Consider the following 25,452-nt stretch of genomic DNA (forward strand, 5'->3'; position numbering starts at 1 on the left):
CGCCCGGCGGAACCGGCTCAGCGCGGCAGCTCGCGGAGGTAGTCGGCGAAGCCCTCCAGGCCGTCGACGTTGCGGGGGCCGCTGATGCCCTCGTTGTAGTCGAGGATGTGGAAGCGGTCGTTCACCACGGCGGGCAGGGTCGCGGTCGTGGGCGAGGTCTTCAGGAAGTCGATCTTCTCCTGGGCGGGCTGGTCGCCGTAGTCGAGGATGATGATCACCTCGGGCTGGGCCCGGACGACCGACTCCCAGCCGACCTGGGTCCAGCGCTCGTCGAGGTCGGCGAAGATGTTGCGGCCGCCGGCGAAGGAGATGATCTCGTTGGGCGGCACCTGGTTGCCGGCGGTGAACGGCTGGTCGGTGCCCGAGTCGTACAGGAACACGGGCACCGGATCCCCTTGCGGCACCTGGGACTTCACCTTCTCGACCCGGTCCTTCAGGTCCGCGACCACCTGCCGCGCGCGGTCCTCGACGCCGAAGATCCGGCCCAGCCGCTCCAGGTCCGTGAAGAGGGCCTCGAACGGGGTGACCCGCTCGGGGTGGTTCGGGTAGTTGTAGCAGGACTCGGTGTGCATGAAGCTCTGGATGCCCAGCCCGTCCAGGATCTCCGGGGTGATGCCGCGCTCGTCGGAGAAGCCGGACCGCCAGCCGGCCACCACCAGGTCGGCGTTCGCCTCGACGACCACCTCCTTGTTGAGCAGGTCGTCGCCGAGGAACTCGACCTTCGCGTACTCCGCCGCCCACGGCGACTCCTCGACCGGCGGGTTCGCCGGCGGCATCACGTAGCCGTGCACGTGCTCGGTCAGCCCGAGCGCGAACAGCTTGTCCGCGCTGCCGCCCTCGTACGCCACCGCCCGCTCGGGCGTGGTGTACTCGACGTCCTCGCCGCAGCGGGGCACCGTGACGGTGGCCGCCTCCGGTTCCTCGGCGACCCGCGCCCCGCACGCCGCGAGCGGGATCATCGCGACGAGGAGCGCGGCGCGCCTACGCACGTTGACCATCGGGATCTACCTCCAATGTGGACAGTGAGTGGAGCAGTTGCGGCGCACCGTTCTCCGGGTGCCGGACGACGACCACGTCGACGCCGAACACCTCGCGCACGAGCTCCGGGGTGAGCACGTCCGCCGGTGTCCCGGACGCGACCAGCACGCCGCCGGCGAGCACCCCGATCCGGTCGCAGGCGACGGCGGCGAGGTTGAGGTCGTGCACCACGACGAGGACGGTGCGCCCCGAGTTCCGCAGCAGGGTGAGCAGTTCGACCTGGTGCCGGAGGTCGAGGTGGTTCGTCGGCTCGTCGAGCACCAGTACCTCGGGCTCCTGTGCGAGCGCGCGGGCGATCAGCACCCGCTGTCGCTCGCCGCCGGACAGCGACAGCACGCTCCGCTCCGCCAGGCGCAGCACGTCGAGCCGGGCCATCGCGTCCCGGCACACGTCGCGGTCGCGTGCGGACAACGACCGGTTGCCCGGCAGGTGCGGGGTACGCCCGAACGCGACGACCTCCGCCACGGTGAAGTCGAGGTCGACGCTGTTCTCCTGGGTGAGCGCGGCGATCCGCTTCGCGCTCTCCCGAGGGGTCAGCGTGGCCAGGTCGGTGGTGTCGAGGCGGACCGCTCCCCCGCTGGGCGCCATCGCCCGGTACACGCAGCGCAGCACGGTGGACTTCCCGGAACCGTTGGGGCCCACCAGACCGACGACCTCACCGGCCGGCACGTCCAGCCGCAGCTCGCGGACGATCGGGTGCTGGTCGACGGTCACCGACAGCTCGTCGAAGGTCAGCTCCGCCACGTCATCGTCCCCCGAACAGGTAGCCCCGGCGCCGCATCAGCACCACGAACACCGGCACGCCGACGAGCGCGGTGATCGCGCCCAACGGCAGCTCGCGCGGCGCGACGACGGTCCGCGACACCAGGTCGACCCACACCATCAGCACGGCCCCCACCAGCGGCGCGACGACCAGCACCCGCGCGTGCGCGGCACCGACCAGGATCCGCACCACGTGCGGCACCACCAGCCCGACGAACCCGATGGCGCCGCTCACCGCCACCATCGCGCCGGTGGCCACCGCGGCAAGTACGAACAGTCCTCTTCGGACCGAGGACGCGTCGACCCCGAGGCTCCCGGCCGTCTCGTCGCCGAGCGACAGCACGTCCAGCGCCCGGCCGTACCGGCGCAGCACCACGAGCACGGCCAGCACGACCACCGCCACCACCGGCAGCGAACCCCACGTCGCCGCGCCGAACCCGCCCATCGTCCAGAACAGCACCGCGCTCGTCGCCTCGCTGTCCGGGGCGAAGTAGATGATCACGCTGAGCACGGCCTGGAACCCGAACGCCATCGCGACGCCGGTCAGCACCAGCCGCAACGGCATGATCCCGGCGGCCGAGCGGGCCGCGAGGTAGACGAGCAGGGACGCGCCGAGCGCACCGAGGAACGCGCCGGCCGACACCGCGTAGATGCCGAGCCCGGCGAGTCCGCCGGACACGCTCACCCCGACCGCGCCCACCGAGGCGCCCGAGGAAACGCCGAGGATGAACGGGTCCGCCAACGCGTTGCGCACCAACGCCTGCACCACGACCCCGACCGCCGCGAGCCCGGCTCCGACGATCGCCGCCAGCAGCACCCGGGGCGTCCGGATCTGCCAGACGATCTGGTAGGTGGTCACCTCGTCCGAGCCGATCTCCCCACCCGTCAGCGCCGCCCACAGGTACCGCACGGTCTCCCCCGGCGCGATCACGGCCGGTCCCAGCCCGGCCGCCACCAGCACCGAGCCGACCAGGACGACGGACAGGGCGACCGCGAATCCGAGCACGGACCCGTCCACCCGTCGCCAACCTGTAGTGATTGTCATTGTCAAGAACTCTACCCCGGCGCGTTCGGGTGATCGACACCCGGCCACGCTGTGACCGGACGCTTCCGAACGAACACGATCGGGTGAGGTACCCGCGTGCTCAGGCCGCGCGGAAACGCGTGAGCGGATAGGAAGAGGCGAGTCGGGGAAGGGAGTCGCGGTGGAGTCCAGGGTGCTGCCGGCGGTGATCGCGGTGATCGGTGGCGTGCTGCTCGCCGTGCTGCTGCTGGTTCCGTTCATCTACCGCAGCTACCGGCGGCGCGGCGAGCTGGGCCTCGGCGGCGCGGTGGTCGCGTTCGCGTTCCTGGTCTACGCGATCGCGTTGATCGCCTACACGCTGCTGCCGCTGCCCTCGATCGACGAGTCCTGGTGCGCCGAGCACAGCCGGTTCGGCACCCCGCAGCTGGATCCGCTGCGGATCGTCGCCGACATCCGTGAGCACGCCGGGGTGCTCGGCAACGCGGCCGTGCAGCAGGGCATGTTCAACATCGCGCTGTTCGTCCCGCTTGGCGCGTTCCTGCGGGCGCACCTGCGGCGCCGGGGCGTGCCGACCGTCGTCCTCGCCGGGCTCGGGGTCTCGCTGCTGATCGAGTTCACCCAGCTCACCGGCAACTGGTTCCTGTTCCCCTGCCCGTACCGGCTGTTCGACGTGGACGACCTGATCGCGAACACGCTCGGCACCGCCATCGGCGTCCTCGCCGCGCCGATGATCCGGCGGCTGCAGGGCGACCCGCGGCTGCCAGCCGGCGCGCCGCGCCCGGTCACCACCGGCAGGCGGCTGCTCGGCATGCTCGTCGACCTGGTGTCGGTGTTCCTGCTCGGCGCGCTGATGAGCGTCGCGGCGAACCTCCTCACCTGGTACACCACCGGCGGCTACCTCAACGACAACCGGGTCGCCGGCACCGTGCTCACCACCTGGCTGCCCGCGGTGCTGCTGCTCGTGCTGCCGTCACTTGCCCCGGCCGGGGCCACCTTCGGCCAGCGCGCGGTACGCCTGCACCGGACCGGCCCGGACGGCGGACGGGCCGGCGTCCGGGTGCTCCCGGCCCTGCTGACCGGCACCTTCGGCTACTACGTCCTCGCCGGCCTCGACGGTTGGGTCCCCGCCGCCGGCACGCTGTCGCTCGTGCTGCTCGTGGCCGGCGGCGTGCTGGCCTGGCGGCCGCGCTCGCACCCCGGCCTGTCCGGCGTCGTGTCCGGGCTGCGGGTGGTCGACGCGCGCGCCGCGGACAGCCGGGAGCCGGTCAGGAGCGCCTGAGCACCACCAACTCCCCCGCGCTGCGGATCAGCGGCTCGCCGTAGCGCCCGCACACGGTGTAGCCGCGCCTGCCGAACTGCTCGACGATCAGGTCGGAGGTCACCGGGTCGACCACGCCGCCCTCGCCGCCGTCGGTGGCCCGCGGCTTGCCGTGCCGGGTGTTCAGCGACACCACGTACGTCACCCCGATGTCGGCCACCATCCCGACGTAGTGGTCGACCACGTGCGGCTCCATCTCCTGGAACGAGAAGGAGTTGACGAACACGTCGAACGGGCCGGACACGTTCGGCAGCCGCCAGTTCGGCAGGCAGGCGGAGGCCGGCAGCGAGAGCGGGCCCGGCTCGGCCGCGTCCGGGGTCAGCACCCGGTCGCCGAACAGCGTGGACAGGTAGTACGAGGCGACGGTCACCAGCGGCGGGATGTCCAGGTTCACGTAGCGCGCCCGCTGGTTCCGCTGCATGACGATCTCGCCGAGCACGCCGAAGCCCCCGCCGATCTCCAGGAAGCTCGACGGCGGCTCGTCGACGTGCCGGGACAGCGCGGCGAGGCACAGCAGGTAGTTCAGGTACGGCTTGCCCCACCGGACCTCGCGGTCGGTCAGCGCGTAGTGGTGCACCGGCCGGCCGACCGCGCTCTCACCGAAGCCCTCCAGGTCGAACGGCCAGCGGGACTGGTCCCAGGCGAACCGCGCCAGGTCGAAGTCCCGGATCGCCTCGCGGAAGCCGTTCAGCGACCGCAGCCACCAGCGCCTCGGCAGGCCGGGGTTGGCCTTGAGCGCCGGCTTGAAGGTCTTGGCCACGGTGTCCGGGGCCAACGGCCAGCCGTAGTTCGGGTAGAACCAGTAGCCGGCCGTCGGCCAGGACTTGAACGTCTCCACCCCGCGGGTCTCGAGGTCGGCGAGGATCTCCCGGAGCCCGGGTGTCCAGAAGTTCGTCGGACGGTAGATCGGTTCGCAGCCGTCGACGTCCGCGAGGAGCTGCTTGGTCATCCGGGTCCAGTCGGTCACGCCGACGACCCTACTGCCAGCGTCAGCCGGTCTGGTACACGGCGATGGTCGTCATGGTCGGGGTGTAGACCTCCGTCGGGAGTTGTTCGGTGAGGGCCACGCGGAGCCTCGTGGTCGTGACCGCGCCGAAGCCGGTCACCGTGAGGTCGTGGCCGATGCCGGTGTCGCGGGTCGCGAACGTGACCCACTGGCCGGTTCCCTCGTCCCAGCGCTGGAGCGCGAACGAGCGCACCCTCGGGTTGGTGCCCGAGTCGGTGTACTCGTCCAGGTAGACCTCGTCGAACGTGGTGTTCCGGCCGAAGTCGACGTCGAGCGTGATCGGGTAGGTCGCGTCGTCGGCGGCGGCCCAGCGGGTCGACAGGTCGCCGTCGGTCAGCTTGTCCGCGCCGAGGGTGCCGCCCGCGCCGGGGTGCGTGGAGCTCGCGGTGACCGGCTTGTCCAGTGCCAGGTCGACCCGGCTGTTCGGGTCCTCCTCGACCGGGTCGTCGTCCACCGGGTGCGGGACCTTCGGCCCGATCCGCCGCTCGGCCATGCCGATGTCCGGGGCGTCGCCGTAGTAGATGTGCGTGCCGAGGAAGTCCTCGGTGCCCAGGCTCGGGTTGTACCGGCCCGCGTCGATCAGCGGGGAGTCCTCGCGCAGGGCGAAGTGCGCTGCGGCGCGCCGGACGTCGTGCACGCCGATGCCGGTGACGTAGTCCGCCGGGTCGCCGACGAAGCGCGGGTCGGTGCGCAGGCCGCGCGGGTCGTCCGGTTCCTGGTCGGAGTGGACGCCGCCCGCCTCGTAGTAGGCGTTGTTCGAGAACACCGCGTTGCGCAGAGCGCCGTCCCGGCGGTACCAGGTCGTCGGGGTGTCCGAGGTGTTGTAGAAGACGTTGTTCAGGAAGTAGACCTTGCTCAGGAACGTCTCGTCGTGGAAGTAGTCGAGGTCGGCGCCGTCGTAGACGAAGGTGTTGTTCACGAAGTACGTCGGCGAGTAGTTGGACGACAGCATGTTCTTCACGAGCACGCCGTTGTCGTTGACGCTCAGGTTGTAGCGGGCGATCGAGTTGGAGCTGTTGCCCATGTAGGACATCCAGCCCGCGGCGTTGTCGTGCGAGTAGTTGAACTGGTAGGTGACGTTGAAGTTCGTGTACTCCAGGTCCCACGGCGTGCCGTCGAACTCGTTGTCCGGGCCGCCGTAGACCTCGTTGAACTGCATCACCGAGTCCGCGCCCGCCCACAGGTAGAGGGCCACCGACACCTGCGAGTAGCGCTCAAGGAACCCGTTCACCTCGTTGAACTCGACCAACATGTTCTTGGTGTTGGCGAGCTGGATCGCGCCCTGGCCGATGTTCTCCGCGTAGTTGTGCGCGATGTAGACGTCCCGGCTGTACAGGTCACGGGTGCGGACCCACAGCTGTTCCCAGCCCTCGTGGAACTTGCCGTTCTCGTCGTACTGGCCGGACTCGACACCCTCGGCGCCGAACCAGTTGAACGCGAACTGGATGGCGTGCAGCTCGACGTTCTCGAACGTGTTGTCGACGATCTCGACGTCCTTGAAGTAGTAGCCGCCGGTGCCGTACTCCTTGTAGTTGCGGCTGCCGAAGACCTGGAAGTTCACGCCGCCGTAGTGGATCCGCTGCCAGTGGCTCGGGCCGTCCAGGTGGTGGACGTACACGTTCGAGATCCGGAAGTGGTCCATGATGTTGTCCGCGCCCTCGGGCAGCAGGTCGGCGTTGATCGACACCGCGATGCCGTCCCGGACGTGGGACCCGGTGGTGATGTCGGTGGCGAAGTCGTCGTCGTTGGACAGCGCGACGTTGTCGATCTCCCAGTACTGCTGGTTGCGCAGCACGATCGCGCCGGTCAGCCCGACGGTGTCCGGGTTCTTCGAGCCGTCCTCGGCGAACGGGCTCGGCACGTTGCCGTTGGTCGCGATGTACGGGCGGTCGGCTCTCGGGTCGCCGTAGGCCGAGATGGTGATCGGCCGGCGTGCCTTGCCGGAGCCCTTCGGCCACAGCTGCTCGTCGTGCCACTCCTCGCCCGCCTTGAGCAGGATGCGGTCGCCCGGCCGGAACGTCGTCTCGCTGACCTTGCCCAGGCTGCGCCACGCCTTCGACGGCGCGGTCCCGGACGCCCGGTCACTGCCGTGGGTGGCGTCGACGTAGTAGTCGGTGCCGCCCTTCCGGTTGGGTAAGTTCCCCGGCCACCAGGTCCGGCCGCTGGTGTCCGCCCTGTCCGGCTCGGCGGCCGACGACACGGCGGGGAGCAGCGCCAACACGAGCAGCGCCGCGAGTACGGCGGTGAGTCCCGCCCGGACAGTTTTCATAGCCGCACATCCTCTTCGTCGATGGCGTCCAGCGCCGCGGTGTCGACCTCGAACTCGCCGTCGTCGACCCGACGCTGGAGCAACTGGGAGAACTTCTCGTCGACGAGGGAGATCCGGATCCGCTTGGCGTAGCCGGCGAACGCCGCGTCCTCGTCGACGGTCTTGCCGTCGAGCTGGTAGTAGGTGATGTGGTCCGCGCCGGCGACCGGGTCGGAGACCTCACCGGGGGCGAGGTTCCCGAGCACGGCCGTGAGCTGCTGGTCGTGGGCGTTGCGGCCGGTGGAGCCGCTGCCGCCGTAGGTGCCCGATGTGATCCGCGCGCCGGGCTCCCCCGGCGCCACGTCGGCCAGCCGGTCCGCCGCGGCCACCCGGCGTCGCAACGCGCTCGCGTAGTCGGGGGACGCGCCCTCGGGCACCGGGACGACGAGCGTGGAGTAGGTGTACGTGGTCGCGTTCGCGCTCCAGTCGGCCCGGTTGGTGTCGAACTCGTGCCGGACCTCGGCGTCGGTGACGTGCAGCGGATCGCCGGGGTTCGCGCTGAGCCGGTCCTTCAGGCTCGTGGCCAGCTCGGCGAGCCGTTTGGTGTAGAACTCCTCCGGCGAGAACTCGGTGACGCCGTAGACGGTCTTCCCGGCGGCCACGGCCTCGGCGCGGGCGTCGTTCTCGTCCGCCAGCTCGTCGAGGAAGGCCGTGTGGTCGACGGAGTCCACGAGCCCCTGGTCCCGCGCGAGCACGAGCAGGGTCTTGTCCCGCCGGATCTCCTCCAGCGCGCGGTCCGCGAGCACGCGCAGCGCGGTCGTGTCGCCGGCCCGCTGGTTCCAGTCGAACGTGTCACCGGCGTCCCGCAGCTCGTTCCGGACGGTCGGCGCGAGCCGTTCCATGTGGAAGAGCAGCTCGTCGCGGGTCACCGCGTGCCCGTCGACGGTGGCGATGTCGCCGGAGGGCTGGACGAGCACGACGCCGGTGACGACCAGCGCGGCGACGGCGGCCAGTACGCCGGCCAGCAACCCCCGCCTCACGGTGCCGCCTCGATCGCCGCGACCTGGGCGACGACCGGGGTGTCCCGGGTCTGCCGCACCTCCACCACGATGGCGTCGACCTCGACCGGCGGGAACGTCAGGACGCGCCGGTAGCCCACCGCGTTCGCCTCGGCGAGCGGCGTCAGCCGCCCGTCGACCCTGCCGCTGACGACGACGTGCTCGATGCGTTGACCCTGGGTGATGTCCTCGCCGACGACGACGGCTTCCACCCGCGCGGTCCGACCGAAGTCGAGGGTCAACCGGGGTTCGTGCGAGACCGTGGCCTCGAGCCGCCTGGCCCAGAAGTCCTCGATCCGCTGCCCGAGCCGGGTCAGCACGGTGACGTCGGCGTCGCGCACCAGGCCGTCCGCGGCGGGCGGGACGTTGAGCAGCAAGCAGGAGTTGCCGCCGACGGAGCGCAGGTAGATGGTGAACAGCTCGTCGACCGAGCGGACCTGCGTGTCCTCGGCGTCGTGGTGGAACCAACCGGGGCGGATCGAGGTGTTCACCTCGGCCGGGTACCAGACCAGGTCGTCCTCGTGCCCGGCGAGCGCGGCCCGGCTGCCAAGGTCGAGGTCGTCGCTGCGCACCAGCCGCGCGAACGTCCCGTCGTCCACCTGCTGCGACCGGTCCGCGATCCGCTCGGCGTCGCGCAGACCGGCGGGCACGACGCTCCACTCGTCGGGGCGGGTGTGGCCGGCCTCGTTCCCGCACCAGCGGACATCCGGCCCGCACACGCTGAGCACCGCGTCCGGCTGGAGTTCCCGGACCACCGCGTAGTACCGGTCCCAGTCGTAGACCTGGCGCTTGCCGTTCGGGCCCTCACCGTTCGCGCCGTCCATCCACACGGAGAACACCGGGCCGTACCGGGTGAGCAGTTCGGTGAGCTGGGCGACGTAGAAGTCGTCGTAGGCGGTGCCGGAGCCGTAGGACGCCTCGGCGCGGTCCCATGGCGACAGGTAGACGCCGAACCGCAGGCCGTGCCGGCGGGCCGCGTCGGCGACCTCGGCGACCACGTCGCCCTTCCCGTCCCGCCACGGTGACGCCGCGACGGTGTAGTCGGTGACGTCACTCGGCCACAGGCAGAACCCGTCGTGGTGCTTGCAGGTGAGGATCACGCCGGTCATCCCGGCGCTCTTGAGCGCGGCGACCCACTGGTCGGCGTCAAGTCCGGCCGGGTCGAAGAGGGCGGGGTCGTCGGTTCCCTCGCCCCACTCCCGACCGGTCATCGTGTTCATTCCGAAGTGGACGAACCCGTAGAACTCCAGCTCCTGCCAGGCGACCTGCCGGGCGCTCGGGCGGACCGCGGCCAGCGCGGGTGCCGGCGCGGTCACTGGAACCGCCGGTTGTACGTGGCGAGCAGGATCAGCAGGCCGCCGAGCGCGGCGAGCATGACCAGGAGGTTGCCCCAGCCGACCGTCGCGCGGGCGACGACGACCACCACCACGCACGCCACCGCGGCGACCGCTCTCGCGGTGACGAGCAGCGCCGTGCGCGTCGATTCCTTCATGCCGGCTCCTTCCGGTCAGCCCTTCACGCCACCGGCCGCCATGCCCTCGATGAGGCGGCGCTGGATGAACGCGTAGACGAGCAGGACGGGGACGATGACGATGACCATGCCCGCGTAGAGCCGCCCGTAGTCGGCGGCGGCCTTCTGCGCGGTGAACAGGTTGAGCAGGCCGACCTGGAGTGTCTTGCCGTCCCCCGGCATCAGGGTGAGCGAGATGATGAAGTCGTTCCAGTAGGCCAGGAAGTTGAACAGGATCACCACGGTGACCGCGGGCCGGGCCATCGGCAGCATGACCCTGGTCATGGTGGTGAGGCGGGACGCGCCGTCCAGGGCTGCGGCCTCCTCGTAGTCGCTCGGGATCGACCGGAAGTACGCGGTCAGCAGGTACACGGTGAACGGGATCGACGTCGCGGCGTAGACCAGCGACAGGACCACCGGGTTGTCGATGAAGAACCCCGACGGCATCAGCTCGCGGAGCGCGCGGTCCCAGCCGACCAGCATCAGGAAGATCGGCACCACGATGTAGTTGACGTTGACGAACAGTCCGGCGAGCAGCGCGGTCTCCACGATCCGCTTGCCTCGGAAGTCGAACCTGGCGATGACGTAGGCCGCCGGCACCGAGACCGCGAGCACGAACACCAGCGCGAGCGCGGTGACGAACACCGAGGTGAGGAAGTACGCGCCCATGTGCGCGTGCACGAACGCGTCGACGAAGTTCTGCAGGTGCAGGCCGTCCGGCAGCGTCCACGGGCTGCCGTAGAACTCGCTCTTGTCCTTGACCGAGGCCAGCAGCACCCACGCGACCGGCACCGCGATGGCGAGCGCGATCGCCACCACCAGGGCGTGGCTCGCCAACCGGCCGGCGCGCACGCGGGTTGAGCTGTGAACGGTCATCGTGGGGTCCTCAGAACTGGAGTGGTTCGCGCCGGGTCGTCCTGCTCACCAGGAGCGACACGAGGAACGAGAACACGAAGATCACGACGCCGATGGCCATGCCGTAGCCGTAGGTCGAGTTCGTGTACGCCTGCTTGTACATGTAGCTCAGCAGCACCTCGGACGAGCCGTCCGGCCCGCCGCCGGTCAGCGCGACCACCAGGACGAAGCTGAGGTTGACCGCGCTCATGATGAAGAACGTCAGCGTGGTGCGGAGGTTCTGCCAGATGAGCGGCAGCGTGATGGTGAAGAACTGGGTGACCGAGGACGCCCCGTCGAGCGCGGCGGCCTCGTACAGCTCCTCCGGCACGACCGACATGCTCGACATGTAGAGGACCATGTAGTAGCCGATCGACTGCCACACCATGGCGAAGGCCACCGAGTAGAGCACGATCTGCTGGTCGCCCAGCCAGACCTGCTCCAGGTTCTCCAGCGACAGCGCCTGGAGCGTGCCGTTGATCAGGCCGTTCTCCTGGTCGTAGACGGCGGAGAAGATCGCCGCGATCACCACGACGGACAGCACGCTCGGCACGTACAGGACGAACCGGTAGAAGGTCCGGCCCCGCATCCGCTGCCTGGTCATCACCGCGGCGAGGAACAGCGCGACGCCCATGGTCACGACGGTGACGACGACCAGGAGCGCGACGGTGTTCTGGAACGCGCGGATGAACTGCTGGTCGTCGAGGAGCCGGGCGAAGTTCTCGAACCCCACGAACCTCGGGTCCGGGGAGAACCCGCTCCACGCGTAGAGCGAGGTGCGGAACACGTTCACCGTCGGCACGATCATGAACACGACGAACAGCACCAGCGCGGGCAGCAGGCACAGGAACACGAAGCGCCCGCTGCCCCGTCCTCGGGTGCCGCCCGGCCGGGGGCGACGGGGCGCGGGCACCGGGGTGCCGACGTCCGTCGGTGGCGCGGAGATGGTCGTCACCTACGCGCCCGCCTGCCGCAGCTGCTCGCTGGCGTCGTGCAGTGCGGACTGCCACTGCGCCTTGGTCTTGTCGCCGCTGATGATGCTGTTCGCGGTGTCGAAGAGGGTGGCCTTGATGTCGACGCCGGGGACCGGCGCGGTGCTGGCGAACCCGCCGACGAGCGGCGAGACGGCCGGGTCCTCGTACACCTGGTAGAACTCGGCGTTCTCGCCGGACAGGGTGTCCGCGATGCCCTTGATCGGCTGGATCGCGTTGGCCTCGGCGAAGATCGCGGCCGCCTCGTCGGAGTAGAGGAAGGCGAGGAACTCCTTGGCGGTGTCCTTGTTCTCGGCGCCGCTGGGGATCCAGGCGGACTCGACGGAGGTGGTGATGTAGCGGTCGCCGCCCTCGCTGACCGCGGGCAGCGGGGTGAGGCCCCACTGGAAACCGTCGGCGCGCGGGGCGTCGGCCATCTCGCCGACGATCCAGGTGCCGTTCGGCATGAACAGCGCCTTGTTGTCGAGGATCAGCTGCTGGTTCTTGGTGAAGTCCTGCTCGTTGGCGTAGCCGACCGTGGCGGGTGCGGCGTAGTCGAGCAGGCGGGTGGTGATGTCGAGGACCTGCTGGGCCTCGTCGGTCTGCCAGACGCCTTCCTGGTAGGTCATCACGTCGTTGTAGAAGTCCTCGCCGCCGACGTCGGCCAGCAGGGAGAAGAAGAAGGAGTCGAGGTACCCGGCGGTCGGGTAGGTGAACAGGGCGATCCCCCGCGCCTTGGCCGTGTCGCCGAGCGCGAACATCTCGTCCCAGGTGGCCGGGACCTCCCACCCCTGCTGCGCGAACAGGCCCTTGTTGTAGAACAGGCCGGTCGGCGCGTAGTACATCGGCATCAGGTACGTCTGGTCCGTGCCGTAGGGGTTGGTGTTGAGGTTGCCGACGATCCCGTCGATGAGCTTGTCCCCCACGGTGGTGTCCTCGCCGGGGATCGTCGTGTCGAGCACGGGGGTGAGGTCCTCGAGGGCCTTGTCCTTGACCAGGGTCTCGGTGAGGGCGGCCTTGCGGCCCTGACCGAGCACCACGACGTCCGGAAACCGGCCGGCCTTCATGTTCGGGCTGATCTCGTCCTCGATGCTCTTCGAGATCCGCAGCTCGACGTCGACGTCCGGGTGCGCGGCCTCGAACGCCTCGATCACCTTGGTGTACATGTCCCTGCCGTAGCCGCCTTCGAGCGCGGCGACGCCGAGGGTCCCGCCGGAGCCGGAGTCACCACCGGTCGAGCAGCCGGCGACCAGCCCGAGTGCGGCGACGGCGGCGCTCGCCAGAACGAGTGTTCTCTTCATCATTTATGTTCCTTCCGTTCCAGCGAGGCTTACTTTGGCATCGATAACATGGATTCGCAAGACAGGTTTCAGTGACCGCGCGGTGGCGCCGTGGAGTCACGGACCGACAGGCTCGCCGGGACGAGCGAGTCGGCCGCACCCGCTCCCTCGAGCAGCAGCCCGACGGCCGCCGCGCCGAAGCGGTAGAAGTCCTGCCGGACGGTGGTCAGTGGCGGCGAGCAGTACGCGGCGAGGGCGATGTCGTCTACGCCCACGATGGACACGTCGTCCGGCACCGCCCGGCCCCGCTCCCGGAGCGCACGGACGACCCCGAATGCCATCTCGTCGCTGGCCGCGAAGATCGCGGTGACGTCCGGGATCATGGCCACGATCTGTCCCTGCCGGTAGCCGGACTCGGGTGACCAGTCGCCCTCCAGCGGCGGTGGCGGCTCGATCCCCGCGGCGGTGAGGCAGTCCTGCCAGCCCTGCCGCCGCTGGCGCGCCTCGATCCACTCGTCCGGTCCCGACACGTGCCAGACCTGCCGATGTCCCAGGTCGAGCAGGTGCTGGGTGGCGACCCGGCCGGCCTCCCGCTGGTCGATCCCGAGCACGCTGGCGCCCGCGGTGCGCGAGCCGTCGAGAGTGACGGTCGGGATGTCCCGGGTGATGTCCTCCATCCTCGGCGTGGCGAAGATGAGCGGCACGGCGATGACGATGCCCTCGACGCCCTGGTCGGCGAGCTTGGACAGGGACCGTTCCATCAGCCCGGTGTCGAGCGCCGCGATGGTCGCGATGCTGACCGCGTACCCGGCCTCACCGGCGGCCGCCTCGACACCCGCGGTGACCGCCGAACGTGAGTAGTACCCGCCGGACTGCAGCAGCACGAGCCCGATGGTGCGACTGCGCCCGGAGGAGAGCGTGCGGGCGGCGTTGTTGAAGCGGTAGCCGAGCTCGTCGACGGCCGCGAGCACCCGCCGCCGGGTGTCCGGGCTGACGTTCGGCGACTCGCGGAACACGCGGGAGACGGTCTGCGCAGACACGCCCGCGGCCCGCGCCACGTCCGCCATGCTCGGGTTACCCATGGCGGAATACTACCGCTCAAGTTATAGATGTCATCGATAACATCTATGCTGTGTTCGTGCACGAACTGCCCGATCCGGGGATCGTCCCGGCCACCAGCACGCTCACCTGGCAGAACCGCCGCCTTCATCGGAACGGCGTCCCGCACCGGATCCTGTCCGGCGCGCTGCACTACTTCCGCGTCCACCCCGGCCTGTGGCGGGACCGGATCCGGCGGCTGGCCGACCTCGGGCTGAACACGGTCGACACCTACGTTCCCTGGAACTTCCACCAGCCCCGCGAGTCCGAGGCCCCCCGCTTCGACGGCTGGCACGACGTGGAGCGGTTCATCCGCCTGGTCGGCGAGGAGGGCCTCGACGTCGTGGTGCGCCCTGGCCCGTACATCTGCGCGGAGTGGTCGAACGGCGGCCTGCCGAGCTGGCTCACCGCCCGGAACGTGGCCGTCCGCAGCTCCGACCCGGTGTTCACGGACGCCGTCGCGCGCTGGTTCGACCAGCTCGTCCCCCGCATCGCCGCCCTGCAGTCCGTCGTCGGCGGCCCCGTGGTCGCGGTCCAGGTGGAGAACGAGTTCGGCAGCTTCGGCGACGACCGGGAGTACCTGCGCTGGCTCCGCGACACCCTCACCGCGCGCGGGGTCCACGAGCTGCTGTTCACCGCCGACGGCCCCACGGATTTGATGCTCGACGCCGGCACCCTGCCCGACACGCTGACGGCGGTCACCCTTGGCTCGAAACCGGACGCCGCCCGCCGCCTCCTGGCCGAGCGTCGCCCGGACGAACCGTTCGTCGTGGCGGAGTTCTGGAACGGCTGGTTCGACCACTGGGGCGAGCACCACCACGTCCGCGGCGTCGAGAGTGCCGTCCGTACGCTGCGCGGCATAGTCGCCGACGGTGGCAGCGTGAGCATCTACATGGCCCACGGCGGCACCAACTTCGGCCTGTGGGCGGGCGCGAACGAACAGGACGGCCGGCTGCACCCGACGGTGACCAGCTACGACTCCGACGCCCCGGTGGCCGAGGACGGTTCGCTCACCGACAAGTTCTTCGCCATGCGCGAGGCGCTCGGCGCGCGTGGCCCCGTGCGCTCCCCCACCCGGCTGCCGGTACTCCCGCCGGCTCGCGTTCCGCTGGTCCCCCGCGCCGGCCTGATCCCCGGCCTGCGGGCGGTCCCCGCCCCGACGTCGCGCGCCCCGCGCCCCGCCACGTTCGAGCAACTCGGCCTGGACGCCGGCATGGTCCTGCACACCGCGCACCCCCGCGTCCCGGCAGGCGAACACCGTCTCGTGTTCACCGACGTCCGCGACCAAGCCGTGGTCCTGGTCGACGGCGCGGTGATCGGCACCGTCACCCCGCAGGCCCCGTCGCTGCCGGTGTCCGGAACCGGCGAGGTCGTCCGCCTGGACGTCCTGGTCGAGAACCTCGGCCGGGTGAACTACGGGCCCGGGTTGGGCGGCCACAAGGGCCTGCTCGGCCCGGTCCTGGTGGACCGCCGCATCGTGCACGGCTGGGACAGCGTGCCGATTGCCGTCCAGGAGTGGACCTCCACAGACCTGGCCGAAGCCGTCGCCGCGGGCGACCCGACCGTCCAAACAGGATTCGCCGAGGCGACCGTGTCGGTGGAGCAACCGGCGGACACGTTCCTGGCCCTACCCGGTTCGGGCCGAGGCCTGCTGTGGGTGAACGGTTTCCTGCTCGGCCGCTACTGGGAGATCGGCCCCCAGGTCACCCTGTACTGCCCGGCCCCGCTGCTCCGCGCCGGCACGAACACGGTCACCGTCCTGGAACTGGACCACCTCGGCGACGCCCTGGAACTCCGCGACCGCCCCGAGCTGGGTCCGCCCGAGGAGTACGTCGAGGAGTTCACGTGACGACGGGCACCGTCTCCTGGATCGTGCCGGTCACATCGGCGATGTCGACGACCCGGTCGGCGACCGCGGCCAGTAGGGGGCGGTCGTGGGAGATGGCGAGGACGCCGATGCCGTGGGTCCGTACGGCGGTCAGCAGGAGTCGCCAGACCGCGGCTTGGCTGATGGGGTCCAGGCTCGCGCTGATCTCGTCGGCGACGAGGTAGCGCGGGGCGGTCAGCAGGGCTCGGGCCAGGTTGACCCGCTGGGCCTCACCGCCGCTGATCTCGTGGGGGAAGCGGTCCAGGAGGTTCGGGGGGACCAGGGACGGGTCGACCTCGGCGGGTGCCGAGCCCGGGGCGGCTTCGGCGAGGATGGTGGTGATCTTCCACAGGGGGTCCATGGCCAGGTGGGCGTGCTGGTGCACGACCTGGACCGGGTTGGGGCGGCCGGTCCGGCGGTCCGGGTTCGGCGGGGTGCCGTCGGCCGACGTGCTTCCGCGCTGGGGGGTGAGCAGGCCGGCGAGGAGCTTGCCGAGGGTGCTCTTGCCGACACCGCTGGGGCCGTGCAGACCGACCACCTCACCGGGTTCGACGGCGAGTGACGCGCCGGACACCACCCACGGGTGGCGCCTGCCGTAGCGGAACCAGACGTTCTCGGCGACCAGGCTCACGAGTCCTCCGGCAGGTGGAAGCCGTTGGCGGGCAGGGCCAGCCACAGCGCGCGGGTGTACGGGTGCGACAACGCCTCGCCGTTGCCGGTGAAGTCCGCGGGGCGGACCTCGTCGATCGTGCGGCCGTCGTGGCAGATCACCACGCGGTCGGCGACCTCCAGGGCGGCGGGCAGGTCGTGTGTGATCAGGACGACCGCGCGGCCGTCGTCGGCGATCCGGCGGAGGTCGTGGAGGACGGCTCGGACGGCCTCGGCGGGGAGGCCGGGGGTCGGCTCGTCGGCGAGGACCAGGTCGGGGCTGCCCATCATGGCCATGGCGGTCAGCACCCGGCGCACCATGCCGCCGGACAGTTCGTGGGGGTAGCGGCCGGCGACTTCGGGACTCAGGCCGCGGTCGGTGAGGGCGGTGGCGGCGGCCGCTCGGGGGTCGGGGCGGCCGGCCAGGGCCGCCGAGCGGCGGAGTTGGCGGCCGACCGGTGTCACGGGGTCCAGGAACGTCACCGACTGGGGCAGCAGGGCGATGCCTCGACCGGCCCGAGCCCGGCGGGCAGGCGGGTCCAGCGGTTCGCCGTCGACGCGGATGTCGCCGGACTCCTCGGCGTTGGGTGGGAGCATGCCCAGGACGGCGTGCGCCAACAGGGTCTTGCCGGCGCCGCTCGCGCCGACCAGGGCCACCAGTTCGCCCCGGTCGGCGGTGAGGTCCATGGCGGACAGTGGCACCACCGTCCTGCGCCGCAGGCCGCGTTCGTACTGGTGGAACGACACGGCCAGGGACGACACCGCCAACAGGGCACTCACAGGTGGTGGCTCCTCGGGTTCAGCAGGGCTCGCAGGTTCTCCCCGATGCCGTCGACCGCCTTGACCACGACCAGCAGGCAGAGGCCGGGCAGCACCGCGAGCCACCAGGCGCCGGCGGACAGGTAGCGCATCGACTCGGCCAGGAGGACGCCGATGGACGGTTCCGCCGGGTCGACGCCGAGGCCGAGGAACGACAGCGCCGCCTCGTGCAGGATCGCGTGCGGGAACAGGAGCACCAGGCCGACCAGGAACTGCCCGGCCAGGTGACCGGTGACGTGCCGGCGCGCGATCCACCAGCGACCTCGGCCGAGGTGCGCGGACACGGACACGAAGTCCGCGGCGACCACCTCCTTGGCCCGGCCGCGTAGCACCCTGGTGAGCGTCGGCCAGTGGGTGACCGCGACGGCGACGATCACCGCCTCGGTGCCGCCGCCGAGGGCGAAGGCCAGCAGGATCAGGAGCACCAGGTGCGGCAGCGCCAGGAACAGGTCGACCAGCCAGCCGACGACGGCGTCGACGCGAGGGCCGCCGACGGTGGCCGCACTGGCGAGCACCAGCGCGATGAGTGCCGACAGCACCGCCGCCGACGTGCCGACCACCAGGCTCAGCCGGAGGCCGGCCAGTACCCGCGCCAGCACGTCGCGGCCGAGCCAGTCGGTGCCGAACCAGTGCCCGAGCGTCGGCGCCTCGTTGCGCGACGCCAGGCCGGTGGTCTGCGCCGCGTCAACGGCCAGGGTTCCGGCGACCAGGACCACCAGTACGACCAGCACCGACGCCGCCAACTGCGCCAGCGTGCGGCGGCGGCGGTCGGTCCCGCGCTCGACGGTCGTCACCGGCTCCTCCTGGCGTCGGCGAGTGCGGCTCTCGGGTCGACGCCCGCGTGCACCCGGTCGCCGATCGCGTTGCCGGTGAACACGAGCACCGTGGTGAACAGGGCGATGCCCAACAACAGCGGCACGTCCTGGTTGAGCGCGGCGGTCGTGGTGGCCGCGCCGAGACCCGGGTAGGAGAACACCTGCTCGGCCAGCACCGAGCCGCCGAACAGCTCCCCCAGCGAGCTGAACTGGAGCAGCAGTGCCGGCGCGGCCGCGTTGCGCACCACCCGGTGCCGGATCAGGCCGAAACCACGCTCACCCTGGGCCCTGGCGAACGCCACGTGGTCGCCGGCGAGCGCCTCGATCACCGCCTGCCGGGTGTGCAGCACGACCGGGGCGATGCCGACGACGCTGAGCGTGACCGCGGGCAGCACCAGGTGGTGCAGGCGGTCCAGCAGGGTCACGTCGGCCGCCGGCACGCCGATCGGCACCGCGCAGCAGACCGGTGCCCAGTTCAGCGACACCGCGAACACGTAGAGCAGCAGCAGGCCGACCCAGAACGTGGGGGCGCTGGCCAGCGTGTAGGCCCACCAGGTGATCACCCGGTCGGTGGCCCGGCCCTGCCGCGCGCCGGCCAGCAGGCCGAGGCCGAAGCCCAGCACCCCGGACAGCAGCCAGGCCAGCGCCATCAGCGCCAGGCTGGCCAGGAACTTGTCGCCGATGACCTCCAGCACCGGCTGGTTGAACGTCGCGGAGAACCCGAAGTCGCCCCGCACGAGGTTGCCGAGCCAGGCCAGGAACCGTTCGTGCGCCGGATCGTTCAGGCCCCAGCGCTCCTCGATGAGGGCCCGCTGCTCGGGGCCGAGCGACGCCACGTCCGCGCCGACGTACGCCGCGACCAGGTCGACCGGCGAGTTGACCATCAACGCGAACGACGCCACCGCGACCGCGACCAGCAGCAGCACCAGCCGCCCCAGCCGGCCGGCGAACCCGCGCAGCGCGGCCGGGACGCCCTCGGTCAGCACGTCCAGCGCCAGCCGGTGATGTTCCAGGTGATCGGCCAGCCGTGGCCGTGCGGCTCGACCTGCTCCTGGCCGACGTCCAGGCACGAGTCGACGAAGTAGGTGTGGTCGAGGTTGACCAGCCAGGCCCAGGCGGCGTCGGCGGCCGGGCCGAAGTGGCGCTGGGCCTCCTTCCAGTGCGCCGTCGCCTCCGCCGGGTCGGTGGCCGCCATGCCGGCGTCGAGGGCGGCGTCGACCTCGGGATCGCCGTAGTAGCCGGGGTTGTACAGCTCGATGCCGGCCTGCCCGGAGTGGTACAGGTTGTACATCTCGGTCGGGTCGTGGCTGCCCCAGCCGAACAGCACCGCGTCGGCGTGCATCCTGGTCTCGATGACCTCCCAGCTCTCGCCCTTGGCGGTGACCGCGACGCCGATGGGCTTCAGCATGTCGGCGACGGCGAGCGCGAGGCCCTGGCGCAGCGAGTCGGACGCGAGGTAGAGCAGGGTGAACTCGGCCCGGACGCCGTCGCGCTCGCGGACGCCGTCGCCGTCGGTGTCGCGCCACCCGGCCTCGTCGAGCAGCCGGGCGGCGGCGTCGGGGTCGGTGCCGGTGACCGCGGTGCTCGGGTCGTACCAGGGCAGGCCGTCGACCGGGCCGGTGGCGGGGCGCCCGTGGCCGTCCAGCACGCCGTCGACCAGGGCCTGCCGGTCGATGGCCAGGTTGATCGCCCGGCGCACCGCGACGTCCGAGGTGACGGGGTCGCCGATGGGCTCGCCGTCGGCGTTGGTGCGGCCGGTGGCCGGCTGGTACGGGAACGTGATGCCCCGGTTGTCGACGGACTCGATCGCGTGCAGCGTCATGCCCGGCATCTCGGTGGACGCCAGCGCGGACGGCAGCGCGGCCACGTCGACCTGCCCGGACCTGGCGGCGGCGAGCGAGGCGTCCTCGTCGGTGAAGACGAACACCACGCGCTCGAACGCGGGCTTGCCGCCGTAGTAGTCGTCGTTGCGCCGGACGATCAGCTGCTGGCCCTCGTCCCACTGCTCAAGGACGAAGGGCCCCGAGCCGACCGGGTCGCGGGCGTAGCCGGGGCCGTGGGCGTGTTCCGGCACGATGCCCAGCGACACGAGCCGGTTCACGAACGTGCTCCGTGGTTCGCGCAGCCGCAGCTCGACGGTGTCCTCGTCGACGGCGACTGCCTGGTCGAGCACGGTGACGTCGGTGAGCCCGCCGCTCGTCGCCGCGGTGTTGAAGGTGTAGGCGACGTCGCCCGGGGTGACCGGCTTTCCGTCGCTGAACGTCGCGTCGGAGCGGATGTCCACCGTCCACACCAGACCGTCCGGGCTGACGGAGTACCCGGTGGCGAGGTCGTTGGTGATCTTCAGGTCGGCGTCGCGGGTGAGCAGGGTGGACTGGAACAACGGGTTGCCGTAGCGGCCCCAGCCGAGCGTCGGGTCGTACCCGTCCTCCGCCTCGCCGCCGATGGCCAGCCGCAGCTCGGTGGGCTTCGCGCCGCTCACGGCGTCGCCGGTGGAGCAGGCCGTGGCGGCGCCCAGGGCGGCGGCCGCGAGTGCGACCGCGACCCAGCGGCGAGTTCGTACGCGCAACCCGATCACTCCCAGACGTTGCTGCCAGCGCTTGGCAACAAGCATAGATTGGCATCACCCGTTCGTGTGGCCTGGGTGACATCCGGGAACCAACTCGTTATCCCGGCCGACCAGCCCTCACGCGATCCGTGGCAACCTGGTCTGGGCGTCGCGCGGCCAGAACGACGAACGAGGAGAGTGAGAACCGGAATGGCACGCAGTTCCGGCAACCGGGTCCCGGCCCGGCGAGGCGTCTCCGGGAACGTGATCGCCACGGTGGCGATCGTCGTACTCGCGGTCGCCGTCATCGGCGGGATCCTGGTGTTCGGCGGCGACGGTGATGGTGGGGGTGACGGTGGGGACGGCGGCGACACGGCCGGCGAGATCCCCGCCGAGCTGCGCGCCGGTCCGGACAGCAACACGCTGACCGAGGCCGAGGGCGACGCGGTGACGATCGTCGAGTTCCTCGACTACCAGTGCCCGGCATGCGCGGCCTACTACACGAACGTCACCAAGCAGCTGGAGGAGGACTACGCGGACCGGGTCACCTTCGTCACCCGCAACTTCCCGCTGTCCATGCACCCGCTGGCCCAGCCGGCCGCCCGCGCCGCCGAGGCGGCCGCGGCGCAGGGCAGGTACCGCGAGATGTACCACCAGCTCTACGACAACTACCAGCAGTGGGCCGTCACCGAGGACGGGCAGCGGGTGAGCGACGACGAGCAGCGCGCCACCACCCTGTTCGACTCCTACGCCACCGAGATCGGCCTGGACCTCGACCGGTTCCACACGGACCTGGCCTCGGCCGAGATCCAGCGGCGCATCGACGCCGACGTGGCCGCCGGCGAGCGGGTCGGCGTGTCCAGCACCCCGACGATCTACGTGAACGGCGAGAAGTTCGAGTCGTCGGCCGAGTCCTTCGACGACGTGGCGGCCCAGCTGCGCGACCAGATCGACGAGGCCCTCGGATGAGCACGACCGCCACGCGGCCCGCTCGCGGGCTCGGCTGGCTCTACGCCGTCGGCGGCGCGCTCGGGCTGGCCGCCGCGGTCGCGCTGACGCTGGAGAAGATCGCGACGCTGACCGACCCGGACTACGTGCCGACGTGCTCGCTGAACCCGACCATCTCGTGCGGCTCGGTGATGGACAGCGACCAGGCGGCGGCGTTCGGGTTCCCCAACCCGCTCATCGGGATCGCCGCCTTCGCCGTCGTCACGACCGTCGGCGTCGTCCGGCTCGCCGGCTTCGCACCGCCGAGGTGGTTCCGCGTCGGCATGCAGGCCGGCGCGACGTTCGGGGTCGTGTTCGTGCACTGGCTCATCGCCGCGAGCCTGTACGACATCCACGCGCTGTGCCCGTACTGCATGCTGGTGTGGGCGGTCACGATCCCGATCTTCTGGTACACGACGCTCGACACGCTGCGGGCCTTCGACGCCACCCGGGACATCGGCGACCTGCTGGCGCGGGCGCACTCCGCCGTGCTCGCCGCCTGGTACGTGGCGATCGCGGTGCTCGTCCTGGTCGAGTTCTGGGATTACTGGCGCACGCTGTTCTGAGCGTCCACTCCGGACCGGACACGCCGCGCGCTCGTGATGACGTGCGGACGGCCGCTCTCCGGGTGCGGAACGACGTGCGCGCGGACCCGGAAGACGTCGTGCAGCAGCTCGGGGGTGAGGACCCGCTCGGGTGGGCCGTCGGTGACCACCGCGCCGTCGCGCAGCACGACGATGTGGTCGCAGTACTCGGCGGCGAGGTTGAGGTCGTGGATGGCGACGAGGCTGGTCCCGGTGTGCTCGTGGACGAGTTCGAGGAGCTGTTCCTGGTTGGCGAGGTCGAGGTGGTTGGTCGGTTCGTCGAGGACCAGGATCGGGGCGTCCTGCGCGAGCGCCCGGCCCAGCAGCGCGCGTTGGCGCTCCCCGCCGGACAGCGTCGCCGCGCTCCGGTGCCGCAGGTGCTCCACGTTCACCCGCCGCAGGCATTCGTCGATGATCCCCCGGTCGTGGTCCCGGTTCCGCGCGAAGGCACCCGTGTGCGGGATGCGACCGGCGGCCACGATGTCCTCGACGGTGAGGTCGAAGGCGAACGGGGTGTCCTGCGGAACGGCCGCGATCAGGCGGGCCAGCTCCCTGCGGGGCAGGGTGCGCAGCTCGCGTCCGTCGACGGTGATCTCGCCGCGCTGGTAGGCGATGTGCCGGTAGACGCAGCTGAGCAGCGTGGACTTGCCAGCGCCGTTGGGGCCGATGATGCCGACGACCTCGCCGCGGGGCACCGTGAACCCGACCTCGTGCAGGATTCGTCTGCCACCCAGTTCGACGGTGAGGTCCCGGATCTCCAGGGCGTGTTCGGGTGTCATGACTCTCCGAACCGGACGGTGCTGCGTGCCATCAGCAGCAGGAACGCGGGGGCGCCGAGCACGGCGGTGACCACCCCGACCGGAAGCTCCTCCGGCGGCATGACGGTCCGGCTGAGCAGGTCGACCGCGACCATGAACACCGCCCCGAGCGCGGCCGCGACGGGAACCAGCCCGCGGTGGTCGCTGCCGACGACCAGGCGCGCGGCGTGCGGCACGATCAGCCCGACGAACGCGATGACGCCGGACACGGCGACCGCCACACCGGTCAGGGCGGCCGCGACGACGTAGAGCAGCAGCCGGACGCGGTTCGGGTCGACTCCGAGCGCCGCCGCGGTGGCGTCGCCGAACAGCAGCGCGTTGAGCTGGCGGGACAGCAGCATCACCAGGACCACGCCGGTGACGAGGACGACGGTGGGCACCAGGAGCTGGTCCCACCGCGCGCCGGACAGGCTGCCGAGAATCCAGAACAGCGCGGTGTTGGTGGTGCCGACGTCCCGCGCCTGGAAGATCAGGAAGTTCGTGAGGCCGGTGAACCCCGCCCCGATCACGATGCCGGCGAGCACGAGGCGGCTGGACGAGAACGTTCCGGTGAACCGCACGAACGCGGCCACCGCGAACAACGCCAGCACCGCACCGGCGAACGCCGCGACGCCGACCGACACGCCACCGAAGGCCGCGGCCCCGAGCACGAGCCAGGCCACCGCGCCCAGCGCGGCGCCCGAGGAGATGCCGAGCACGTACGGGTCGGCGAGCGGGTTGCGCATCACCGCCTGCGCCACCACGCCGACCACCGAGAGCGCCGCGCCGACCAGGATCGCGAGCAGGACCCTCGGCAGGCGCAGGTTCCACACGATGTCGTCCTGGGTGAGGGTCCAGTGCGTCGGGTCCCCGAGCCCGGTGAGCCGGTACCCGAGGATCTCAGCGACCGTCGCCGGCGGGATGAACGCGCTGCCGATCCCGACCGCGACGACGCACAACGCGAGCCCGGCGACCACGAGGCCGCCCAGCACGAGCCCGGTGCGCCACGAACCCGATTTCCCGGTCACTCGGGGAACGCGTCCGGGTGCAGCGCCCTGGCGAGCACGTCGACCGCCTCGGCGTTGCGGGTGCCGCCGACGTAGTACGTCTCGGCCAGCACCGGGACGAACCGACGTTCCTTTACCGCGGTGACGTTGCGCAGGGCCGGGTCGCCGACGAAGAACCGCTCCGCCTCGGCGACGACCTGGTCGAACTCCGCCCGGGTCGGCTTGCCGAACACCTCGATGACGATCGCCTCCGGGTCGCGGGAGACGACCTCCTCCCAGCCGGCGTCGCCGAACACGGCGTCGGTGTCGGCGAAGATGTTCTCGCCGCCCGCCAGGGTGACGACCGCGTTGCCCAGGTGCTGGTTGCCCATCGCGTAGGCCTCGCCGCGGCCGTCCTCCCAGCTGTAGGAGAACACCTTCGGACGCGGGGCGTCCCCGACCGCGTCCCGTACCCGCGCGACGGTGTCCTTCATGCCGGACACCATCTCCTCCGCATCGTCCTCGATGTCGAAGACCGTGCCGTAGTTCTCGATGTCCTGGTACACGGCCGAAAGGTCCGTCACCGGGGCGTCCCGCTCGCACGTCACCGAGTACGCGTAGTACGACTTCAGGCCGCGCTCGGTCAGCTCGGCCTGCGACAGCGCCCCCTTCGTGGTGTCGAAGTTCGACGGCCACCCGCCGATCACGAAGTCCGGGTCCGCCGAGAGCAGCTGCTCCCGCTGCACCGGCACGAAGTTGCCCGGCACGTACTCGCCGCCCAGCTTCGGAAGCGCGTCCGCGATCCGCTGCAGCTCGGCGGGGAACGCCCCGGGCGCGACCGCCTGCACGCCGACGACCCTGTCCGCCAGGCCCAGCGCCAGCAGGAACTCCAGCACGCTCGTCGTCACCGTCGCGACCCGGGTCGGCGCGGACGTGAACGTCGACTCCGTTCCCGAGCAGTCCGTCACCGTCCGGGTCCCGTAGCCGGCGTCCGAACGCCCGTCCGACGCGCTGACCCCGCTCGGACCCCCGCAACCGGCGAGCACGCCCACCACCGCCACCGCGGCGACCGCCGCGACACGCCTGCGCACGAAGAAACTCCTCCCGGACCGACTGGTGGGGCGGCCTTCGCCGTTCCCGCCCACACAGTCGGATCGGCGCGTGGGAAAGTTCCCGGCTCCGGTTCGACCCGGT

At 71.1% G+C, this 25,452-nt stretch carries 24 protein-coding genes; 4 read left to right on the forward strand and 20 right to left on the reverse strand.

Annotated elements, in window-relative coordinates:
- Positions 1-17: 17 nt before the first annotated feature.
- From JT362_RS02970 to JT362_RS02980, 3 genes are read right to left on the reverse strand one after another with little or no spacing between them, the layout of a single operon-like run.
- On the reverse strand, positions 18-998 hold the full coding sequence (locus tag JT362_RS02970; protein WP_260189432.1) for an ABC transporter substrate-binding protein: 981 nt from the start codon (positions 996-998) through the stop codon (positions 18-20).
- Positions 982-1,782, reverse strand: coding sequence for an ABC transporter ATP-binding protein (locus JT362_RS02975; protein WP_260189433.1), 801 nt, complete (start codon positions 1,780-1,782; stop codon positions 982-984). Before JT362_RS02975 ends, JT362_RS02970 begins: the two co-directional genes overlap by 17 nt.
- Before the next feature lies 1 nt (position 1,783).
- Positions 1,784-2,845, reverse strand: coding sequence for a FecCD family ABC transporter permease (locus tag JT362_RS02980; RefSeq protein WP_260189434.1), 1,062 nt, complete (start codon positions 2,843-2,845; stop codon positions 1,784-1,786).
- A gap of 160 nt (positions 2,846-3,005) precedes the next feature.
- Between JT362_RS02980 and JT362_RS02985 the strand changes: the two genes are divergently transcribed.
- The gene (locus JT362_RS02985; protein WP_260189435.1) at positions 3,006-4,103 is read left to right on the forward strand and encodes a VanZ family protein; all 1,098 of its coding nucleotides are present in this window, start codon (positions 3,006-3,008) and stop codon (positions 4,101-4,103) included.
- Here JT362_RS02985 and JT362_RS02990 read toward each other — a convergent pair.
- From JT362_RS02990 to JT362_RS03030, 9 genes are all read right to left on the reverse strand, one after another.
- The gene (locus JT362_RS02990) at positions 4,090-5,109 is read right to left on the reverse strand and encodes a putative sugar O-methyltransferase (protein ID WP_260189436.1); all 1,020 of its coding nucleotides are present in this window, start codon (positions 5,107-5,109) and stop codon (positions 4,090-4,092) included. The two genes, JT362_RS02985 and JT362_RS02990, sit on opposite strands and share 14 nt — an antisense overlap.
- A 22-nt stretch (positions 5,110-5,131) precedes the next feature.
- Positions 5,132-7,417, reverse strand: a complete 2,286-nt coding sequence (locus tag JT362_RS02995) for a discoidin domain-containing protein (protein WP_260189437.1) — start codon at positions 7,415-7,417, stop codon at positions 5,132-5,134.
- Positions 7,414-8,436, reverse strand: coding sequence for a peptidyl-prolyl cis-trans isomerase (locus JT362_RS03000; RefSeq protein WP_260189438.1), 1,023 nt, complete (start codon positions 8,434-8,436; stop codon positions 7,414-7,416). Before JT362_RS03000 ends, JT362_RS02995 begins: the two co-directional genes overlap by 4 nt.
- Positions 8,433-9,770: an alpha-L-fucosidase gene (locus JT362_RS03005; protein ID WP_260189439.1), complete on the reverse strand. Its 1,338-nt coding sequence runs from the start codon at positions 9,768-9,770 to the stop codon at positions 8,433-8,435. Before JT362_RS03005 ends, JT362_RS03000 begins: the two co-directional genes overlap by 4 nt.
- On the reverse strand, positions 9,767-9,946 hold the full coding sequence (locus JT362_RS03010; protein ID WP_260189440.1) for a DUF6903 family protein: 180 nt from the start codon (positions 9,944-9,946) through the stop codon (positions 9,767-9,769). The genes JT362_RS03005 and JT362_RS03010 overlap by 4 nt, the downstream gene beginning before the upstream one ends.
- A gap of 15 nt (positions 9,947-9,961) precedes the next feature.
- On the reverse strand, positions 9,962-10,840 hold the full coding sequence (locus tag JT362_RS03015) for a carbohydrate ABC transporter permease (RefSeq protein ID WP_260189441.1): 879 nt from the start codon (positions 10,838-10,840) through the stop codon (positions 9,962-9,964).
- A 10-nt stretch (positions 10,841-10,850) separates the two neighbouring features.
- On the reverse strand, positions 10,851-11,813 hold the full coding sequence (locus JT362_RS03020; protein ID WP_260189442.1) for a carbohydrate ABC transporter permease: 963 nt from the start codon (positions 11,811-11,813) through the stop codon (positions 10,851-10,853).
- Positions 11,814-13,133 (reverse strand): carbohydrate ABC transporter substrate-binding protein, encoded by a 1,320-nt coding sequence (locus JT362_RS03025; RefSeq protein WP_260189443.1) that lies wholly within the window; start codon positions 13,131-13,133, stop codon positions 11,814-11,816. It abuts the gene before it with no gap.
- 65 nt (positions 13,134-13,198) lie between these two features.
- On the reverse strand, positions 13,199-14,191 hold the full coding sequence (locus JT362_RS03030; protein ID WP_260189444.1) for a LacI family DNA-binding transcriptional regulator: 993 nt from the start codon (positions 14,189-14,191) through the stop codon (positions 13,199-13,201).
- 50 nt (positions 14,192-14,241) lie between these two features.
- Here JT362_RS03030 and JT362_RS35345 point away from each other — a divergent pair, with 50 nt between their 5' ends.
- Positions 14,242-16,056 (forward strand): glycoside hydrolase family 35 protein, encoded by a 1,815-nt coding sequence (locus JT362_RS35345; protein ID WP_311202659.1) that lies wholly within the window; start codon positions 14,242-14,244, stop codon positions 16,054-16,056.
- Here JT362_RS35345 and JT362_RS03040 read toward each other — a convergent pair.
- Genes JT362_RS03040 through JT362_RS03060 form a run of 5 tightly spaced genes read right to left on the reverse strand, consistent with a single transcriptional unit; the run spans position 16,049 to position 20,925 of the window.
- Positions 16,049-16,705 carry an ABC transporter ATP-binding protein gene (locus tag JT362_RS03040; RefSeq protein WP_260189445.1) on the reverse strand — a complete coding sequence of 219 codons (657 nt, stop codon included), beginning with the start codon at positions 16,703-16,705 and terminating at the stop codon, positions 16,049-16,051. The genes JT362_RS35345 and JT362_RS03040 overlap by 8 nt on opposite strands.
- Positions 16,702-17,502, reverse strand: coding sequence for an ATP-binding cassette domain-containing protein (locus tag JT362_RS03045; RefSeq protein WP_260189446.1), 801 nt, complete (start codon positions 17,500-17,502; stop codon positions 16,702-16,704). The genes JT362_RS03040 and JT362_RS03045 overlap by 4 nt, the downstream gene beginning before the upstream one ends.
- Positions 17,499-18,335: an ABC transporter permease gene (locus JT362_RS03050; RefSeq protein ID WP_260189447.1), complete on the reverse strand. Its 837-nt coding sequence runs from the start codon at positions 18,333-18,335 to the stop codon at positions 17,499-17,501. Before JT362_RS03050 ends, JT362_RS03045 begins: the two co-directional genes overlap by 4 nt.
- Positions 18,332-19,342, reverse strand: coding sequence for an ABC transporter permease (locus tag JT362_RS03055; protein ID WP_260189448.1), 1,011 nt, complete (start codon positions 19,340-19,342; stop codon positions 18,332-18,334). Before JT362_RS03055 ends, JT362_RS03050 begins: the two co-directional genes overlap by 4 nt.
- Complete coding sequence (locus JT362_RS03060) at positions 19,336-20,925, reverse strand: ABC transporter substrate-binding protein (protein WP_260189449.1); 1,590 nt, start codon at positions 20,923-20,925, stop codon at positions 19,336-19,338. The genes JT362_RS03055 and JT362_RS03060 overlap by 7 nt, the downstream gene beginning before the upstream one ends.
- Positions 20,926-21,114: 189 nt before the next feature.
- Between JT362_RS03060 and JT362_RS03065 the strand changes: the two genes are divergently transcribed.
- Together JT362_RS03065 and JT362_RS03070 are read left to right on the forward strand one after the other, a co-directional pair.
- Positions 21,115-21,873 carry a DsbA family protein gene (locus JT362_RS03065; RefSeq protein ID WP_260189450.1) on the forward strand — a complete coding sequence of 253 codons (759 nt, stop codon included), beginning with the start codon at positions 21,115-21,117 and terminating at the stop codon, positions 21,871-21,873.
- Positions 21,870-22,457, forward strand: a complete 588-nt coding sequence (locus JT362_RS03070) for a vitamin K epoxide reductase family protein (RefSeq protein ID WP_260189451.1) — start codon at positions 21,870-21,872, stop codon at positions 22,455-22,457. The genes JT362_RS03065 and JT362_RS03070 overlap by 4 nt, the downstream gene beginning before the upstream one ends.
- On the opposite strand, the gene JT362_RS03075 is transcribed toward JT362_RS03070, so the two are convergent.
- From JT362_RS03075 to JT362_RS03085, 3 genes are read right to left on the reverse strand one after another with little or no spacing between them, the layout of a single operon-like run.
- Positions 22,436-23,254, reverse strand: a complete 819-nt coding sequence (locus tag JT362_RS03075; RefSeq protein ID WP_260189452.1) for an ABC transporter ATP-binding protein — start codon at positions 23,252-23,254, stop codon at positions 22,436-22,438. The genes JT362_RS03070 and JT362_RS03075 overlap by 22 nt on opposite strands.
- Positions 23,251-24,300: a FecCD family ABC transporter permease gene (locus JT362_RS03080; protein ID WP_260189453.1), complete on the reverse strand. Its 1,050-nt coding sequence runs from the start codon at positions 24,298-24,300 to the stop codon at positions 23,251-23,253. The genes JT362_RS03075 and JT362_RS03080 overlap by 4 nt, the downstream gene beginning before the upstream one ends.
- Entirely contained in the window at positions 24,297-25,349 is a 1,053-nt protein-coding gene (locus JT362_RS03085) for an ABC transporter substrate-binding protein (protein WP_260189454.1), read from the reverse strand. Before JT362_RS03085 ends, JT362_RS03080 begins: the two co-directional genes overlap by 4 nt.
- Between the last annotated feature and the right edge of the window lie 103 nt (positions 25,350-25,452).

It is taken from the genome of Actinophytocola gossypii (genome assembly GCF_025165815.1).
In the GTDB taxonomy this organism is placed as follows: Bacteria; Actinomycetota; Actinomycetes; order Mycobacteriales; family Pseudonocardiaceae; genus Actinophytocola; species Actinophytocola gossypii.

What these genes read in the sequence shown, in the direction of transcription:
- JT362_RS02970 (WP_260189432.1), bottom strand. Translation starts at nt 998, where the DNA reads ATGGTCAACGTGCGTAGGCGCGCCGCGCTCCTCGTCGCGATGATCCCG.
- JT362_RS02980 (WP_260189434.1), bottom strand. Translation starts at nt 2,845, where the DNA reads ATGACAATCACTACAGGTTGGCGACGGGTGGACGGGTCCGTGCTCGGA.
- JT362_RS02995 (WP_260189437.1), bottom strand. Translation starts at nt 7,417, where the DNA reads ATGAAAACTGTCCGGGCGGGACTCACCGCCGTACTCGCGGCGCTGCTC.
- JT362_RS03010 (WP_260189440.1), bottom strand. Translation starts at nt 9,946, where the DNA reads ATGAAGGAATCGACGCGCACGGCGCTGCTCGTCACCGCGAGAGCGGTC.
- JT362_RS03015 (WP_260189441.1), bottom strand. Translation starts at nt 10,840, where the DNA reads ATGACCGTTCACAGCTCAACCCGCGTGCGCGCCGGCCGGTTGGCGAGC.
- JT362_RS03025 (WP_260189443.1), bottom strand. Translation starts at nt 13,133, where the DNA reads ATGATGAAGAGAACACTCGTTCTGGCGAGCGCCGCCGTCGCCGCACTC.
- JT362_RS03030 (WP_260189444.1), bottom strand. Translation starts at nt 14,191, where the DNA reads ATGGGTAACCCGAGCATGGCGGACGTGGCGCGGGCCGCGGGCGTGTCT.
- JT362_RS03065 (WP_260189450.1), top strand. Translation starts at nt 21,115, where the DNA reads ATGGCACGCAGTTCCGGCAACCGGGTCCCGGCCCGGCGAGGCGTCTCC.
- JT362_RS03070 (WP_260189451.1), top strand. Translation starts at nt 21,870, where the DNA reads ATGAGCACGACCGCCACGCGGCCCGCTCGCGGGCTCGGCTGGCTCTAC.
- JT362_RS03075 (WP_260189452.1), bottom strand. Translation starts at nt 23,254, where the DNA reads ATGACACCCGAACACGCCCTGGAGATCCGGGACCTCACCGTCGAACTG.